General features: G+C 66.1%; 10 protein-coding genes and 1 pseudogene. 5 read left to right on the top strand and 6 right to left on the bottom strand.

Features of this window, described 5'->3' with window-relative positions; all coding sequences use genetic code 11:
* The first annotated feature begins 217 nt into the window (after positions 1 to 217).
* Complete coding sequence (gene alaS, locus Q0330_RS13645; protein WP_299480363.1) at positions 218 to 2,869, top strand: alanine--tRNA ligase; 2,652 nt, start codon at positions 218 to 220, stop codon at positions 2,867 to 2,869.
* Between the two features lie 412 nt (positions 2,870 to 3,281).
* Here alaS and yghU read toward each other — a convergent pair.
* A pseudogene (yghU, locus tag Q0330_RS13640) lies at positions 3,282 to 4,142 on the bottom strand (glutathione-dependent disulfide-bond oxidoreductase); the annotation flags it as partial.
* A 57-nt stretch (positions 4,143 to 4,199) separates the two neighbouring features.
* Positions 4,200 to 5,126, bottom strand: coding sequence for a DMT family transporter (locus Q0330_RS13635; protein WP_299480360.1), 927 nt, complete (start codon positions 5,124 to 5,126; stop codon positions 4,200 to 4,202).
* A 194-nt stretch (positions 5,127 to 5,320) separates the two neighbouring features.
* Between Q0330_RS13635 and Q0330_RS13630 the strand changes: the two genes are divergently transcribed.
* On the top strand, positions 5,321 to 6,805 hold the full coding sequence (locus Q0330_RS13630) for an MATE family efflux transporter (RefSeq protein ID WP_299480356.1): 1,485 nt from the start codon (positions 5,321 to 5,323) through the stop codon (positions 6,803 to 6,805).
* Positions 6,806 to 6,865: 60 nt separating this feature from the next.
* Here Q0330_RS13630 and Q0330_RS13625 read toward each other — a convergent pair whose 3' ends face one another.
* The 4 genes from Q0330_RS13625 to Q0330_RS13610 form a co-directional block, all read right to left on the bottom strand.
* Positions 6,866 to 8,005, bottom strand: a complete 1,140-nt coding sequence (locus tag Q0330_RS13625) for a DUF475 domain-containing protein (RefSeq protein ID WP_299480353.1) — start codon at positions 8,003 to 8,005, stop codon at positions 6,866 to 6,868.
* A gap of 212 nt (positions 8,006 to 8,217) precedes the next feature.
* Positions 8,218 to 9,345, bottom strand: a complete 1,128-nt coding sequence (locus Q0330_RS13620) for an OpgC domain-containing protein (RefSeq protein WP_299480350.1) — start codon at positions 9,343 to 9,345, stop codon at positions 8,218 to 8,220.
* The gene (gene mdoH / locus Q0330_RS13615; protein WP_299480347.1) at positions 9,342 to 11,471 is read right to left on the bottom strand and encodes a glucans biosynthesis glucosyltransferase MdoH; all 2,130 of its coding nucleotides are present in this window, start codon (positions 11,469 to 11,471) and stop codon (positions 9,342 to 9,344) included. Before mdoH ends, Q0330_RS13620 begins: the two co-directional genes overlap by 4 nt.
* A gap of 6 nt (positions 11,472 to 11,477) precedes the next feature.
* Positions 11,478 to 13,019 carry a glucan biosynthesis protein G gene (locus Q0330_RS13610; RefSeq protein WP_299480344.1) on the bottom strand — a complete coding sequence of 514 codons (1,542 nt, stop codon included), beginning with the start codon at positions 13,017 to 13,019 and terminating at the stop codon, positions 11,478 to 11,480.
* Positions 13,020 to 13,324: 305 nt separating this feature from the next.
* Here Q0330_RS13610 and exbB point away from each other — a divergent pair, with 305 nt between their 5' ends.
* Genes exbB through Q0330_RS13595 form a run of 3 tightly spaced genes read left to right on the top strand, consistent with a single transcriptional unit; the run spans position 13,325 to position 15,436 of the window.
* Positions 13,325 to 14,125 (top strand): tonB-system energizer ExbB, encoded by an 801-nt coding sequence (gene exbB, locus Q0330_RS13605; RefSeq protein ID WP_299480341.1) that lies wholly within the window; start codon positions 13,325 to 13,327, stop codon positions 14,123 to 14,125.
* 1 nt (position 14,126) lies between these two features.
* Entirely contained in the window at positions 14,127 to 14,561 is a 435-nt protein-coding gene (exbD, locus tag Q0330_RS13600; RefSeq protein WP_299480338.1) for a TonB system transport protein ExbD, read from the top strand.
* Positions 14,558 to 15,436, top strand: a complete 879-nt coding sequence (locus Q0330_RS13595; RefSeq protein WP_299480335.1) for a TonB C-terminal domain-containing protein — start codon at positions 14,558 to 14,560, stop codon at positions 15,434 to 15,436. The genes exbD and Q0330_RS13595 overlap by 4 nt, the downstream gene beginning before the upstream one ends.
* The last annotated feature ends 8 nt before the right edge of the window (positions 15,437 to 15,444 follow it).

Here is a 15,444-nt window from a genome sequence, read left to right as displayed (position 1 = left end):
GGCCCCACGGTCTGGCGCTTTGTCGCCGCCGGTGCGCCGTATATATATCGTCCGGCAGTTGCCGCCATAAAGCGCGCCGCACATCTCTTGCTGCGCCAGCCCCCGGTCCGGCGCTGGCACGGCTGCGTCACGACCTGAAAACCAATCAAGCATCGGCCCATGTGGACATGGCCGCCGCGCAGCACTAAATCAGGGCGACCAGCCCCCGAGGGAAACCATGCCAAGCCTTAACGATATCCGCTCGACCTATCTCGATTTCTTCAAGCGCAACGGGCACGAGGTCGTGGCCTCCTCGCCGCTGGTGCCGCGCAACGATCCGACGCTGATGTTCACCAATTCCGGCATGGTTCAGTTCAAGAACCGCTTCACCGGGGTCGAGAAGGGCGATTATCAGCGCGCCACCTCGTCGCAGAAATGCGTGCGCGCGGGCGGCAAGCATAACGATCTGGACAATGTCGGCTATACGGCGCGCCATCATACATTCTTCGAGATGCTGGGGAATTTCAGCTTCGGCGATTACTTCAAATCCGATGCCATCCCCTTCGCATGGGAGCTGCTGACCAGGGATTTCGGTATCCCCAAGGACAAGCTGCTGGTCACCGTCTATCACACCGATGACGAGGCGGCGGAGATCTGGAAGAAGGTCGCGGGCCTCACCGACGACCGCATCATCCGCATCCCGACCGACGACAATTTCTGGCGCATGGGCCCGACCGGCCCCTGCGGCCCCTGCACCGAGATCTTCTTCGACCATGGCGACAAGATCTGGGGCGGCCCGCCCGGCTCTGCCGAGGAAGACGGCGACCGTTTCATCGAGATCTGGAACCTCGTCTTCATGCAGAACGAGCAGTTCGAGGACGGCACCATGCGCGATCTCGACATGCAGTCGATCGATACCGGCATGGGGCTGGAACGGATCGGCGCGCTTCTGCAGGGCAAGCATGACAATTACGACACCGACCTGATGCGGGCGCTGATCGAGGCTTCGGCGCACGCGACCAGTTCCGATCCCGACGGGCCGGGCAAGGTCCATCACCGGGTGATCGCGGATCACCTGCGTTCGACCTCGTTCCTGCTGGCGGATGGGGTGATGCCCTCGAACGAGGGGCGCGGCTATGTGCTGCGCCGGATCATGCGCCGCGCCATGCGTCACGCGCATATGCTGGGGGCGCAGGACCCGGTCATGCACAAGCTGGTGCCCTCGCTTGTCCGCCAGATGGGCGCGGCTTACCCCGAGCTTGGCCGGGCCCAGTCGATGATCGAGGAATCGCTTCTGTCCGAGGAAACCCGCTTCCGCAAGACGCTGGACCGTGGCCTGCGGCTGCTGGACGATGAGCTTGCCAGGCTGCCCGAAGGTGCCGACCTGCCGGGCGAGGCGGCGTTCAAGCTTTACGACACTTACGGCTTCCCGCTCGACCTGACGCAGGATGCGCTGCGCGAACAGGGGCGTGCGGTCGATATTGCCGGTTTCGACGCCGCCATGGCCGAACAGAAGCGTCAGGCGCGGGCTGCATGGGCCGGTTCGGGCGAGACCAAGGATGCCGCGATCTGGTTCGAACTGGGCGAAAAACACGGCGCGACCGAATTTCTGGGCTATGACACCGAAAGCGCCGAAGGGCAGGTCCTGTCGCTGGTCCGCGACGGGGCCGAGATCGAGACGGCCAAGGAAGGCGAGGCGGTGCAACTCGTCGTCAACCAGACGCCGTTCTATGCCGAATCCGGCGGTCAGGTCGGCGATACCGGCACGATCAGGACCGAAAGCGGTCTGGTGCGGGTCTCGGATACGAAGAAATCCGGCGGCGTCTTCATCCATGTCGGCGAAGTGACCATGGGCCAGATCGCGCGCGGGCAGGCGGCGAAGCTGGAGGTCGAGCATGCAAGGCGCGGGACGATCCGCGCCAACCACTCGGCCACCCACCTGCTGCACGAGGCGCTGCGCCGCGCGCTTGGCGATCACGTGGCACAGCGCGGCTCGCTGAACGCGCATGACCGGCTGCGCTTCGATTTCAGCCATAACAAGGCGATGACGTCCGAGGAAATCGCGCAGGTCGAAGCCGAGGTGAACGATTTCATCCGCCAGAATACGCCGGTCGAGACCCGCATCATGACCCCCGACGATGCCCGCGATCTTGGCGCGCAGGCGCTGTTTGGCGAGAAATACGGCGACGAGGTGCGCGTGGTCTCCATGGGCAAGCTGGACGGGTCCGGCAAGGGCGCGGACAAGCAGACCTATTCGCTGGAACTCTGCGGCGGCACCCATGTCGCGCGCACCGGCGATATCGGCATGTTCGCGCTGACCACGGAAACCGCTTCGGCCGCCGGGATCCGCCGGATCGAGGCGCTGACCGGGCAGGCGGCCATGGCCGAGCTGCGCCGGGTCGACCGCGAACTGTCGGAAATCGCCGGCATCCTGAAGGCGCAGGCGGGCGATGTCGTCGGCAAGGTGCGTGCGCTGTCGGATGAGCGCAAGGCACTGGCGAACGAGGTCGCGCAGCTGAAACGCCAGCTTGCCATGGGCGGCGGCGGGGCGTCGGAAGCCAAGGAGATCGCCGGGGTCAAGTTCATCGGCCGCAAGGTCGAGGGCGTGTCCGGCAAGGATCTCGGCGCGCTTGTCGACGAGATGAAGCAGCAGCTTGGCAGCGGTGCGGTGCTGGTTCTGGCCGAGGCCGATGGCAAGGCCACGGTCGCGGCGGGCGTGACCGGCGATCTGACCGACCGGATCAGCGCCGTGGCACTGGTTCAGGCGGCTACGGCTGCACTCGGCGGCAAGGGCGGCGGCGGCAGGCCGGATCGCGCACAGGGCGGCGCGCCCTCGCTGGATGCGGCGGATGCGGCCTTCGCGGCGGCGGAAGGGGTCATTGGCGCGTAAACAATGGAACAGGTCGGCGCCAAGCTGCGCGAGATGATGCCCTAAATCTCCAAGCGCAAGATGGGGGACAAGGCGCGTAACTGAACGCGTCAAAACATTGAAAAGCCCGGCAATGCCGGGCTTTATCTCGTTAATCCGCCTTCAGAGGGTAAAGCCGGAGAGCTGCGGCTGCGATGTCATCCCATTCCTCGCCCCGCTTGTGACCGGCTACAACGCAATAGAGGCGCGCTGCGAAGTCGCGGTTTGTTTCGGAACCTATTTCGCCATCTTTGGACCAATATTGCCGCGTTCGACTGAATTTTTCCTTTTCACCCTTCAGAGAAAAATGGTGGAGTTGAGCATAAAGTTCTTCGTCTAGGCCGTGTTGCTCCAGGTAACTCAGCATATCTACGACATCTTTGCGGGTGAGCCGCTCCAGCTTATCTTGCGTCATCGTCTCGAAATCCGAGGCGTCGTGACGCTCGCGCAACTGGCCTGACAACTCGCCTGAGCTGCGGTTGACCATCAGCCCGCGCTGCACGGCGGGGCGGGCGGCGATTTCCTCGGTCCAGCGGACGACGTTCTTATAGGTTTTCGCATCGAGGAAGGTCACGGCATCGCCGTAAGCCCCGCCCTGCGTGATGCGGCCATACCAGGGGAAGATGGCCATGTCGGCGATGGAATATTCCGTGCCGGCCATGAACCGGTTATCCGCAAGGTGGCGGTCCAGCACGTCCATCTGGCGCTTCACCTCCATCGTGTAGCGGTCGATGGCGTATTTGATCTTGACCGGCGCGTAATGGAAGAAATGTCCGAAACCGCCGCCGAGGAAGGGCGCCGAGCCCATCTGCCAGAACAGCCAGTTCAGCGCCTGCGTGCGCGCGGGCAGGTCATTGGGCAGGAAGGCCCCGAATTTCTCGGCCAGATAGAGCAGGATCGAGCCGGATTCGAACACCCTCAGCGCCGGGCTTACGGAATGGTCCATCAGCGCCGGGATCTTGGAGTTCGGGTTCACCCCGACAAAGCCGCTGCCGAACTGGTCGCCATCGCCGATCTGGATCAGCCAGGCGTCGTATTCTGCGCCCGTATGGCCGGCGGCCAGCAACTCCTCCAGCAGGATGGTGACCTTCTGGCCGTTCGGCGTCGCCAGCGAGTAAAGCTGCAGCGGGTGCTTGCCGATGGGAAGCTCTTTTTCATGCGTGGGGCCGGCGATGGGGCGGTTGATGCTGGCGAACTCGCCGCCATTGCCTTTTTCCCATGTCCAGACTTTCGGCGGGGTATAGTCGTCACTCATGACCTGTCCTGTTCCTGAAGGGTTATGGAGTGAACCTGTGCCCGCGCGGGCGAAAGTTCAACCGCCCCGGGCGAATAGCCGGGCCGCGCGCCCGTCGATGGCGGCAAGGCCCAGCCCGATCAGCGCCATGCCGGCGATGTGGCGGGGCAGCAGAACCTCGTTCAGGACAAGGGTGCCCAGAAGAATGGCGCTGACCGGGATCAGGAAGGTGACGAGCAGCAGGTTGGTCGCACCCGCCGTGGCGAGGATGCGGAAATAGAGAAGATAGGCGAGCGCGGTCGACAAAGCCGCCACCGCGATCAGTGCCGCCACGGCGTCCATGCCGGGCATGGGCAAGGTCCAGGGCCGGTCGACGATCAGCATCAGGGGCAGCAGGATCGCGCTCGACGCCGTGACCTGCCCGGTCGCGGTCTGGATCGGCGTCACCCCCATGGCCCGGAAGCGGCGCCCGTAGATCCCGGCAAGCGCATAGGAGACCGCACCGCCTAGGCACATCAGCTGCGCCCCCAGATTGCCGCCCATGCCGCGCAAGGCCGCCGGCCCGATCATCACCGCGACACCCAGAAAGCCCGTCAGCACGCCGGCCAGCCGGGCAGGCGTCATCCGCTCATCCACGGTCAGGAAATGCGCGAAGATCACCGTGAAAAGCGGCGTCGCGGCGTTCAGGATCGAGGCCACGCCCGAGGCGAGGCTCTGCTGGCCGGCGACGATCAGCGAGAAGGGGATGACATTGTTCAACAGCCCCATGGCGAAGAAGGCGGCCCAGACGCGGCGGTCCTTCGGCATGGACTGACCGCCAAGCCGCATCACCGCCCAAAGGATCAGCGCGGCAAGGGCGACGCGGGCGACAACCACGGTGAAGACCGGCAATTGCCGCACCGCGATCTCGTTGAAGAAGAAGGACCCGCCCCAGAGCGCCGAAAGCGCCAGCAGCATTCCCCATTCGCCGGCCCCCATCTGCCGGTTCGCGGTGGTTTCCGCCATCGTCCTGCCCTTTCCCTTTTCGCCCCTGCTAGCAGCCCCCGGGGGCGGTTGCGCGCGAAAAACGGGCGCGGCATTCCGCCGGCGCAAGGCCGGCCCGGCGCGAAGGGGCGCTGACTTCCCGCCGGGCATGGACTATGCAGGCCGAAGGTCCCGGCGAAACCCCGGGGCATGCGGTATTTTCAGGGGTTCATGTCATGGCGCGTCAGAACAACCTCGTTTCCGCCCCGATAGCCTCGACGCTGCTGGCTTTCGCGCTGCCGACGCTGGCTTCTTCGGTGCTGCAATCGGCCAATGGCTCCATCGACACGGTCTGGGTCGGGCAGCTGATCGGCGAGGATGCGGTGGCGGCCACGACCAATGGCAATTTGGTCATGTTCCTGATGACCGCCTTCGTCTTCGGCTTCGGCATGGCGGCGACGATTCTGGTCGGGCAATCCTTCGGGCGCGGCGATATCGAGGGCGCGCGCCGCGTCGTCGGCACGGCCGTGGGCACTTTCGTGCCGGTGGCGCTGACGTTGGCGGTGGTGGGCTGGTTTGTGGCCCCGCATGTGCTGGCGCTGCTGGGGACGGACCCGGCGATCACGCCGCTGGCGCGGGCCTTTCTGAAGGTCACCTTCCTGGCCCTGCCGGCGATCCTGATGATGACCATGCTGATGATGACGCTGCGCGGCAGCGGCGACGCGATCACGCCCCTGATCTTCATGATCCTTGCCGTGGTGCTGGATGTGGTGCTGAACCCGGTCTTCATCCTTGGCCTCGGGCCGGCGCCGGCGATGGGGATCGGCGGGTCCGCCTTCGCCATGGCAATCGCGAATTACACCGCGCTGATCGCCATGCTGGCCTATATCTATGCTCGCGACCTGCCCCTTCGCCTGCGCGGGGCCGAGCTGTCCTATCTGCGCCCCGATCCCTCGATCCTGATGCTGATGCTGCGCAAGGGGCTGCCGATGGGGGTGCAGATGGTCGTCGTCTCGGGCTCGATGCTGGCGATGATGAGGCTGGTGAACCGGCAGGGCGTCGATACCACGGCGGCTTTCGGGGCGACGCAGCAGCTTTGGACCTATGTGCAGATGCCGGCCATGGCGCTTGGCGCTGCGGTCAGCGCCATGGCGGCGCAGAATATCGGCGCCGGTCGCTGGGACCGGGTCGGCCAGATCACCCGGGTCGGCATCCTTTACAACATCCTGCTGACCGGCGGGCTGGTCGCGCTGCTGATCGCCGCCGACCGTCAGGCGATGGAGGTCTTTCTGGGCCGGGGCTCTGCTGCGGTCGAGATCGGCCGCCATATCGCGCTTCTGGCGACATGGGGTTTCGTGCCCTTCGGCGTCACCATGGTGCTCTTTGCCACCATCCGCGCCAATGGGCAGGTGATCTGGCCGCTGATGATCCTGATCGTCTCGCTGTTCCCGGTGCGGCTCGGCTTTGCCTATGGGATGCAGGGGGCCTTCGGCACCGATGCCATCTGGCTGAGCTTCCCTGTCGCCATGGTCGCCACCATGGCGATGGCGATCCTGCTCTATCGTTTCGGCAATTGGCGCAGCGAGCATGACATGCAGATCGCGCCTGAACGCCCGCCCGAGGCGCAGCCCGCCGCCGCGGCGCTTTATACCGAGGCCGGCCCGCCCGGCGCAGCGACCGGCGGCCAGCCCCTGCGCCCGGGCGAGGTGGCGGAGCGCTAGCCGGACAGTCTGAAACCCCGGCAACCGGCATTTCAGACCCGGACGCCGATCCGCGAGGGTTCAGCGATGCATGTCCGCGCCATGCGCGGTCTCAGCAGGCGCCGGTTCAGCGGATTCATCGGTCAATTGGCCTTCATCCTGACCGAAGACCCGGTTCCAGCGGATCGAGGACCAGAGCGAGAACCCGATCAGCGCCGCGCCGCCAAGGCCGGTCACCACCTCGGGGATCTCGACGAAGCTCTGCATGAACATGATGATCGACAGCGCCACGATGGCATAGAAGGCCCCATGTTCGAGGAAGCGGTATTGCGTCAGCGTGCCCTTCTCGACCAGCATGATGGTCATGGAGCGCACATACATCGCCCCGATGCCCAGCCCGATGGCGATGACGAACAGGTTCTGGGTCAGCGCGAAGGCCCCGATCACCCCGTCGAAGCTGAACGAGGCGTCGAGCACTTCGAGATAGAGAAACGCCCCCAGCCCGCCCTTGGCGCCGGCCTCCAGCACCTGCTGATGGCTGTCGAGGAAACCGCCCAGCACCTCGACCAGCAGGAAGGTCAGAAGCCCCCAGATCGCCGATTTGAAGAAGATCTCGGAGGAGACCGGATCGAGGAAATGGGCGAAGCCCAGCACCGTGACCAGCACGATGGCGACCTCGACGCCGCGGATCGTGGAATATTTCTGCATCTTGCCTTCCAGCCAGCGCAGCCAGTGCACGTCCTTCTCGTGGTCGAAGAAGAAGCTGAGGCCGACCATCATCAGGAAGGTGCCGCCGAAAGCCGCGATGGGAAGATGCGCCTCATGCATGATATGGGCGTATTCCTCGGGGCGGGTGGCGGCCAGGACCATGGCCTGCCAGGGGCCGATCCTGGCGGCGATCACGACGATCATCAGCGGAAAGACGATTCGCATCCCGAAGACGGCGATGACGATGCCCCAGGTCAGGAAGCGATGCTGCCATTTCGGCGTCATGTCCTTCAGCTTGTTGGCATTGACGATGGCATTGTCGAAGGACAGCGAGATTTCCAGCACCGCCAGCACGGCGCAGATGAAGAAGACGCTGGCCATGCCGGCAAGGCTGCCGGTCATCTGCCAGCCGAGGGCTGCACCAAGCGCCAGCCCGATCACGGTGACGATGAAGGCCCATTTGAAATAGTGAAGGACTCCGCTGCCAGCGGCAGCGCCTGTCGGGGTTTGCATGGTGTTTTTCCGGTGCGGCAGGCCATGTTTCAGTGCCGACATCACGAATGTGCCGCCACATCCGCCAGAGGGGCCCGGTCACCACTGCAAGTCGGCGCGAAGGCGCGCGACTGCCCCTCAGATAGGGGATTGCGGGACCAGAATTCAACCTTTCAGTTCAGGATTGGCGCAAAGTTGTTCCTGCCGATGCAGCCTTGCCACGCGGGCGAGGTTCAGCCCGCCTTCAATCGGGCGGCCTGCTTGCGCCCGGCGCTGCGCCGGGCCTCGATCATTCCGACCAGCCACAGGACGCCAAGCGTCCACAGCTCGACCGCGATGCGGAACCCGGTGCCGGCGCCGCCTGGTCGTGTCATCAGCGCATCGCCGATGACCGACAGCATGACGCAGGCAACAAAGGTCACCAGCCCGCCGCGCCCGATCACCGCCAATGCGCGCCCGATCACCGTATCGGCCAGCCAGGCCATGGGGCGGGCCAGCGGCGCCGCGACCAGCCAGGCGGCGACCAGGATGCCGACATAGCGCACCCAGTCCAGCGACCATTTGTCGACCGAGCCGACGAGGTCGCGCAGCATGTAGAAGACCTGCTTCAACTCCGGCCCATAGCGCCAGAGCTGCGCCATGGCGAGGCCGAAGATCACATAGATTGCCGCGAAGATGTTCAGCGCCGTGGCATGACGGCGCAGGACCGGCATGAAGCGTTCACGGAACAGGCCCATGGCCACGCCGGTATGAAACAGCAATTGCCAGGCGAAGGGGTTGAACAGCATCCCGCCCGAGCCGCCGCGCTGATTGGGCAGCATCTGGTTCAGCGGCAGCGACACCGCCCAGAGGGCGATGGCGCCCGCCGCGAAGGCCCAGGGCCAGCGCAGCATCAGCGGCACGGTGATCGGGGTGAAGGCCAGCACGATCACATAAAGCGCCAGCACATCGAGCAGGTTCGGCTGCATCCACAACACGCCGAGCGTGACCACATAGCCGACCGGGAAATCGACGATCCAGCGGGCATATTCCGACCAGACGGCGGTATGCGGCATCCCGGCCGCGAACAGGAACCGCGAGACGAGCGCCAGCAGGATGCCGCCGATCACCAGAGCCAGCCAGACCTGAAAGGCCCGGCGCAGGAAGCGCCTCTGGGCGGCGCGGCGGCCGTCCTTGCGTTCGACCGTCAGCCAGACCAGCCCGACCAGAAAGCCCGAGAGCAGCACGAACAGCTCTGCCGCGTCGAAGACGGCGAAATTCGCCAGGGTGACATGGCGCAGCACGCCATCGGGCATGTGATCGACCATGATGGCCGCCAGCGCGTAACCGCGCAGCATATCCAGCGCTGCGATCCGTTTCATTGCGGCAGTCTGGCCCAGTCGTCGATCAGGGCGGGGCTGTTCAGCAGCGCCTGCCGCTCGTCGCGGTCGAGGAAGCTCAGCGCCTGGCCCTGATCCTCGGCCACCGCGATCTTGGCTGCGGCCGAGATCGCCGGCAGCCGCTCGGGGACCGAGCGCGGCGGCTGTTCGGGGATCAGGGCGACATAATCCGCCCTTGCCCCGGTATCGCGCCCGAGAAGCGCCGTGGCATCGCCGGAGACGCGCAGATGGCGGGCATGATTGACCGATCCGGCCATGATCGGCGGGGTTGTGCGTTCCTCGGGCGTGACCAGCAGGCCCGCCGCCCGGGCCCAACGGCCCAGCACGGGCGATGCGCTCCAGCGCGAGGTCAGCGGTGCGAGAATCAGCCCGGCCAGGATCGGCGACAGCCAGATCAGCTGGCCCGGTGCCAGATAGGCGATGGTCACCCCGGTCACCAGACCGGCGGCGACATGGATCCAGTGCCGGTGCAGGACCACGCCCCAGCCGGGCATGGAGCCCTTGCGGACCTGGCTTTCCCAGCCGGAATTGCGCCCGATCAGGATCTCGCAGATCTGCCGGGTCTGGATCAGCATCTGCACCGGCGCGATCAGCGCCGACATGACGATCTCGAAGGCCGCACTCAGCAGGATGCGCGACTTGCCGCCGGCGCTTGCCGCCAGCGGTCGGCGCCACGCCCGGACGATCGAGAAGATCTTCGGCACCAGCAGCAGCGCCGCCGAGGCTGCCAGCAGCCAGATCATCCGCCGCGCATCGAAGGTCGGCCAGTCCGGGAACAGCTGATAGGTGTTCGGGAAATAGACCGGGCTCGACAGGATCACATTGGCGGTCAGGATCAGCCCGGCGAGGATCAGCAGCAGCCAGATCGGGCTCATCAGGAAGCTGAGCACGCCGATCATGAAATGCGCCCGGGTGATGGCGGTAAATCCGCGCCCGCCGATCAGGCGCAAATGTTGCAGGTTGCCCTGCGCCCAACGCCGCTCGCGCACGGCCATGTCCAGAAGCGTGGGCGGGCTGCCCTCGAAACTGGCGCGCAGGTCCCAGTCCAGCCGGACCTTCCAGCCGGCGCGGCGCAGCAGTGCCGCTTCGACGAAATCATGCGACAGGACGGTGCCGCCCCAGGGCGGGCGGCCCGGCAGCTCCGGCAGCCCGCAGCATTGCGCGAAGGCGGCGACCCGGATCATCGCGTTATGGCCCCAGAAATTGCCGTTATCGCCCGACCAGGCGGCGACGCCGCGGGCGATGGGCGGGCCATAGATGCGGCCGGCGAACTGGATCACGCGGGCGAAGATGGTCTGGCCGTTCACCAGAATCGGCATGGTCTGGATCAGTGCCAGCGCCGGATCGGCCGACATCCGCGCCGACATCTGCCGGATCACCTCGCCCGAGACCACGCTGTCGGCGTCGAGCACCACCATCTGGTCATAGCGCCCGCCCCAGCGGCGGACGAATTCGGCGATATTTCCGGATTTGCGCCCGGCATTGTCGGTGCGGCGGCGATACCAGACCGGCAGGGCCGCGCGCTCTCGCAGCCTGGCCGCCGTCAGCGCCTCGGCGGCCAGAACGTCGGGGTCGCGGCTGTCCGAAAGCACGAAGATCTCGCAGCGATCCGCCATGCCGAGGGCGGCCAGCTCGTCGGCAAGGGCGGCCAGAAGGCCCAGGCTTTCGGCCGGGTCCTCGTGATAGACCGGCATGACCACGGCGATGCGGGCCTTGCCGTCATCGCCCGGCGTTTCCTGCTGACGCGCCAGAAGCCCGGCCAGCATCGAGCAGAAGCTGAACCCGATCCAGGCGAAGGTGATCGTGAACAGCGTCAGCAGCACATATTGCATGAGCTGGATATTGGTCCCGAAGGCCGCCCACATCTGCCAGGCGCCAAGCCCCGCGATCAGCAGCGCCCCCCCGAAAGAGATCAGCCGCGCCGCCAGCACCTCGACCGAGGGGGCGACAAAGGCCGGACCCTGCGGCGGCGGGGCCGAGAAATCCTGCGCCGGCATCTCCAGCGGGGATTCGGGCGGCACGGCGGGGTCGGGGATCAACCGGCCCTGCCGCGCCCCGGCGCGCGTCGTCGTGCCGGCGTCTCCGGGGGCGTTTTCCATTGTCGTCATCAAGGCTCAGCCCCCGGACCAGCGGTACAGCCAGGTTTCCGTCAGATTTCCCTCCGGGCCGCGCAGCACCGCGCTCAGATCCGAGGCGCCCGAGCCGTCGGGGACATATTCGAAGGACAGGCGCAGGATGTTTTCGGCGGGCAGGCGCAGGATATAGGGATGTTCCAGCGTGCCGCGCGCCGCGCTCAGCTCGATCTCGGGATCGTCGCGGCCCTCGAAGGGGGCCAGTTCGAAATCGACGAAGAAGCTGCGGACATTCTTGCGGTTGATCGACAGGCCCGAACGGGTCGAGACGACCTGCGCCAGCGTGGTCGGGGCCACGACCTCGTTGCCGAAGCCCAGCCGATAGCCGAAATCGGTGCGGTTGCCGGCCTTCAGCGGTTCAGCCGGCTGCCAGTAGCTGACGATATTGTCATGAAACTCGCTGTCGACCGGGATCTCGATCAGGGTGACATTGCCGCGTCCCCAATCGCCGGTCGGCTCGATCCAGGCCGAGGGGCGTTTCTCATAGCGGGCCTCGGCATCCTCGTAATCGGCGAAGGCGCGCGGGCGCTGGATCAGCCCGAAGCCGCGCGGGTCCTGATCGACGAAGGCCGAGATCTGCAGCTTCGCCGGGTTGCTGAGGACGCGCCACAACTGCTGGCCGCTGCCGGTCCACATCTGCAACCCGTCGCTGTCGTGAACGGCGGGGCGATAATCGTCCTGACCGGCGCCATCGGCCGGCCCGAACCAGAACATCGAGGTCAGGGGTGCGATGCCCACATTGCTCATGTCCTTGCGCGGGAACAGGGCCACGCGCGTGGTCAGCACCGTGGCCGCGCCGGGTGCGATGACGAATTCATAGGCCCCCGCGACCGAGCGGCTGTCGAGCAGCGCCTGAATGGTGATGGTGCCGGTTTCCGGGTTCGGATCGTGGATCCAGAACTCGTTGAAGACCGGAAACTCCTCGCCCTCGGCGCTGCCGGTGCCGATGGCCAGCCCGCGCGCCGAAAGCCCGTAATGGCTGCCCCGGCCGAGGATGCGGAAATAGGAGGCGCCCTGAAACACCGCCAGCTCGTCCAGCACGTCGGGCCGGTTCAGCGCGTGGCGGATGCGAAAGCCCGACCAGCCCATTTCATCGGGGCTGGCCTGGCTGGCATCCTCGGGGAAGAAGGCCGGATCGAAATCGAAGACCGAAGGATCGAAGGGCATCGCGCGCGGCACGCCGCCGGTGACGAAATTGATCCGCACCGGCTCGTGGAAGATCATCCCCGGCGACAGCAGGTCCAGCCCGAATCCGCCGATATCCTTCCACGGATCGGCGTCGCGGCGGAAGCGGATGCCGCGATAGGCGTCGTAGTTGATATCCGCGTAAGGCCCGGTCAGTGGCCGCGAGGGGTTTTCCCAGGCGCGCGCGGAAACCCCCGCCGCAATCGCGGCGACGCTTTCGAATCCGAAAGGGGCGGCGGGTGCTGCATCGGGCGGTGCGGCCTCTTGCGCGAAGGGCTTCGCTGCGTGACCGAGCGTCATCGCGGCAGAGATAGATCCAAGGAAAAAACGGCGTTTCACTCTGGTAATATCCAAACAGAGGCTTCAATCGCCCATTATGTCATCGCGATGACAACGGCAAGAAACACGGAAGGGTGCGGCATCGAATTGGCGGAAATTCACGCAGGTTGGTTTGACAGCGGATAAATCGGCGGATTCATGCGCATATGCCAGATGATCCTTGGTAAAGAACGCGTGTAATGGATGCCGGCAGCAAGGGCTGGGCCGGGAAGGAAGGGCGTATGTTGACAATAATACTCGGATTTGAAATATCCGCTGCGCACCGGCCCCGCCGGATATCCGCTTTTCAACTGCCGAGCCGACCCATGTTTCAGCGCCCCTTCCGCAGCTTTCTTCCGATTGCCGCCCTTGCCCTTTCCGCCGCGACCCCGGCAGGGGCGCAAACCGTCGGCGAGGTGATCGCCTTCGCGGGCGCTGTCCTGCCGCATGACCTGTCCCCCTGGGGGATGTTCATGGCGGCCGATATCGTGGTGAAGGCGGTGATGATCGGCCTTGCCTTCGCCTCGGTCGTGACCTGGACGGTGCTGGTGGTAAAACTGGTCGAGATCCGGGGCGCCAATCGCAACGCGCGCGAGGTTGCCGGCATCATCGCCCGCGCCGCCGACCTGCCCGAAGCGGTGGCGGCCACGCATGGGCGCAACTCTCCGGCCGCGCAGATGCTGCGCGCGGTCGAGAGTGAGATGAACCGCTCCGCCCCGGCACTGGATGCGGCGGGCGCGGCGGGGCTGAAGGAGCGTATCGGTTCCTATCTGTCCAGCATCGTTGCCTTTGCCGGGCGTCGGGCCGGGATCGGCACCGGCGTGCTCGCCACCATCGGCTCGACCGCGCCCTTTGTCGGGCTGTTCGGCACCGTCTGGGGGATCATGAACAGCTTCATCGGCATTTCCGAAGCGCAGACCACCAACCTTGCCGTCGTGGCGCCGGGCATTGCCGAGGCGCTGCTGGCCACGGCCCTGGGTCTGGTCGCGGCGATTCCGGCGGTGGTCATCTACAACTATTTCGCCCGCGAGATCGCCGGCTACCGGATGCGCCTGAACGAGGCCGCCGCCGGGATCGAGCGACTGGTCAGCCGCGACCTCGATTTCCGCAGCCGGCAGGGGGGCTGACATGGCTGGCCGCTTTCAGGAAGGCGATACGCTTGAGGAAAACCACGAGATCAATGTCACCCCCTTCATCGACGTGATGCTGGTGCTGCTGATCATCTTCATGGTCGCCGCACCGCTGGCGACGGTGGATATCAATGTCGATCTGCCGCCCTCGCGCGGGGTCGCCTCGGAACGGCCCGATCAGCCGGTCTGGCTGACCATCGCGCCCGACCTGAGCCTGACGCTGGGACAGGAGGCGGTGACCGTGGATGGCTTGCCCGCAGCGCTCGATGCCGCGACCGAGGGCGACCGCGAGACGCGGGTCTTCCTGCGCGCCGACAAATCGGTCAGCTATGGCGAGGTGATGGAGGTGATGAACCTTCTGCGCGACATTTCCTATAACCGGATCGCGCTTGTCGGGCTGGAAAGCGGGCCGGCGGGGAATGCCGGCCCATGACAGGTTGGGGCGGCGAATTCGCCCGCTGGGGGCTTGGCGGCGCGCTTGTGCTGGCCGCGCATGTCGGGGCCGGCTTCTGGCTGGTCCAGGCGGCTGAGCGGGGCGAGATCGCCGGTCTTCCCGACGCCATTGCGATAGATCTGGCGCCGGCACCCGCCCCGGAGGAGGCCCCGGCTGCCGCCGAAAGCCCGGAGGCCGTGGCGGGCGAGGCTGAGCCTGTGCCGGATTTCACCCCGCCCGATTTTCAGGAACTGCCGCCGGTCGAGGATTTTGCGGATCTGATCCCGGACCCCGTTTCCGCCCCGGATTTCCAGCCGCCGCCGCTGACGGAACTGCCCCCGATCACCGATTTCGCAGCACTTCTGCCGGAGTCCGCGCTGCTTCTGTCCGCCTCCGAGCGGCCCATGGCCCGCCCGCCACGCCGCACGCCTGAACCGCAACGCCAGCAGACCCGGCAGGAACCGCAACAGCAGGAACCGCAACGGCAGGCCGAACCGGCGCGGCAAAGCCGGCAGGTGCAGCAGCCGGGCCAGGTGCAGCGCAAGGCCGGGGGCGGCGAGGGCCAGCGGCAGGGCAACCCGGCGGCTACGGCGCGCCAGCAGGCAGGCTGGCAATCGCAGGTCCGGTCGCGGATCGTGCGCCAGATGTCCAGCCGCCGGATACGCGGCAGCGGGCACCGGGGGCAGATGACGGTGACGGTGCGGGTCTCGATCGCGGCCAGCGGCGCGACCTCGGCCCGGTTGGTCGGGGCGACCGGCGATGCCCGGGTCGATTCGACGCTTGCGGGTCTTGCCTCGGGGATGCCGAACATGCCGGCACCGCCGAATGGCAGGGCGGCCTCCTTCGATCTGCCGATCCGCATTCAGGTGAACTGACGAAGCGC

The sequence above is a fragment of the uncultured Paracoccus sp. genome, from assembly GCF_937873615.1.
In the GTDB taxonomy this organism is placed as follows: Bacteria; Pseudomonadota; Alphaproteobacteria; order Rhodobacterales; family Rhodobacteraceae; genus Paracoccus.
This window is presented reverse-complemented; position numbering and strand designations above follow the sequence as displayed.

Coding starts and splice junctions, on each gene's coding strand:
- alaS (WP_299480363.1), top strand. CDS start 218: ATGCCAAGCCTTAACGATATCCGCTCGACCTATCTCGATTTCTTCAAG.
- Q0330_RS13635 (WP_299480360.1), bottom strand. CDS start 5,126: ATGGCGGAAACCACCGCGAACCGGCAGATGGGGGCCGGCGAATGGGGA.
- Q0330_RS13630 (WP_299480356.1), top strand. CDS start 5,321: ATGGCGCGTCAGAACAACCTCGTTTCCGCCCCGATAGCCTCGACGCTG.
- Q0330_RS13625 (WP_299480353.1), bottom strand. CDS start 8,005: ATGCAAACCCCGACAGGCGCTGCCGCTGGCAGCGGAGTCCTTCACTAT.
- Q0330_RS13620 (WP_299480350.1), bottom strand. CDS start 9,345: ATGAAACGGATCGCAGCGCTGGATATGCTGCGCGGTTACGCGCTGGCG.
- mdoH (WP_299480347.1), bottom strand. CDS start 11,471: ATGACGACAATGGAAAACGCCCCCGGAGACGCCGGCACGACGACGCGC.
- exbB (WP_299480341.1), top strand. CDS start 13,325: ATGTTTCAGCGCCCCTTCCGCAGCTTTCTTCCGATTGCCGCCCTTGCC.
- exbD (WP_299480338.1), top strand. CDS start 14,127: ATGGCTGGCCGCTTTCAGGAAGGCGATACGCTTGAGGAAAACCACGAG.
- Q0330_RS13595 (WP_299480335.1), top strand. CDS start 14,558: ATGACAGGTTGGGGCGGCGAATTCGCCCGCTGGGGGCTTGGCGGCGCG.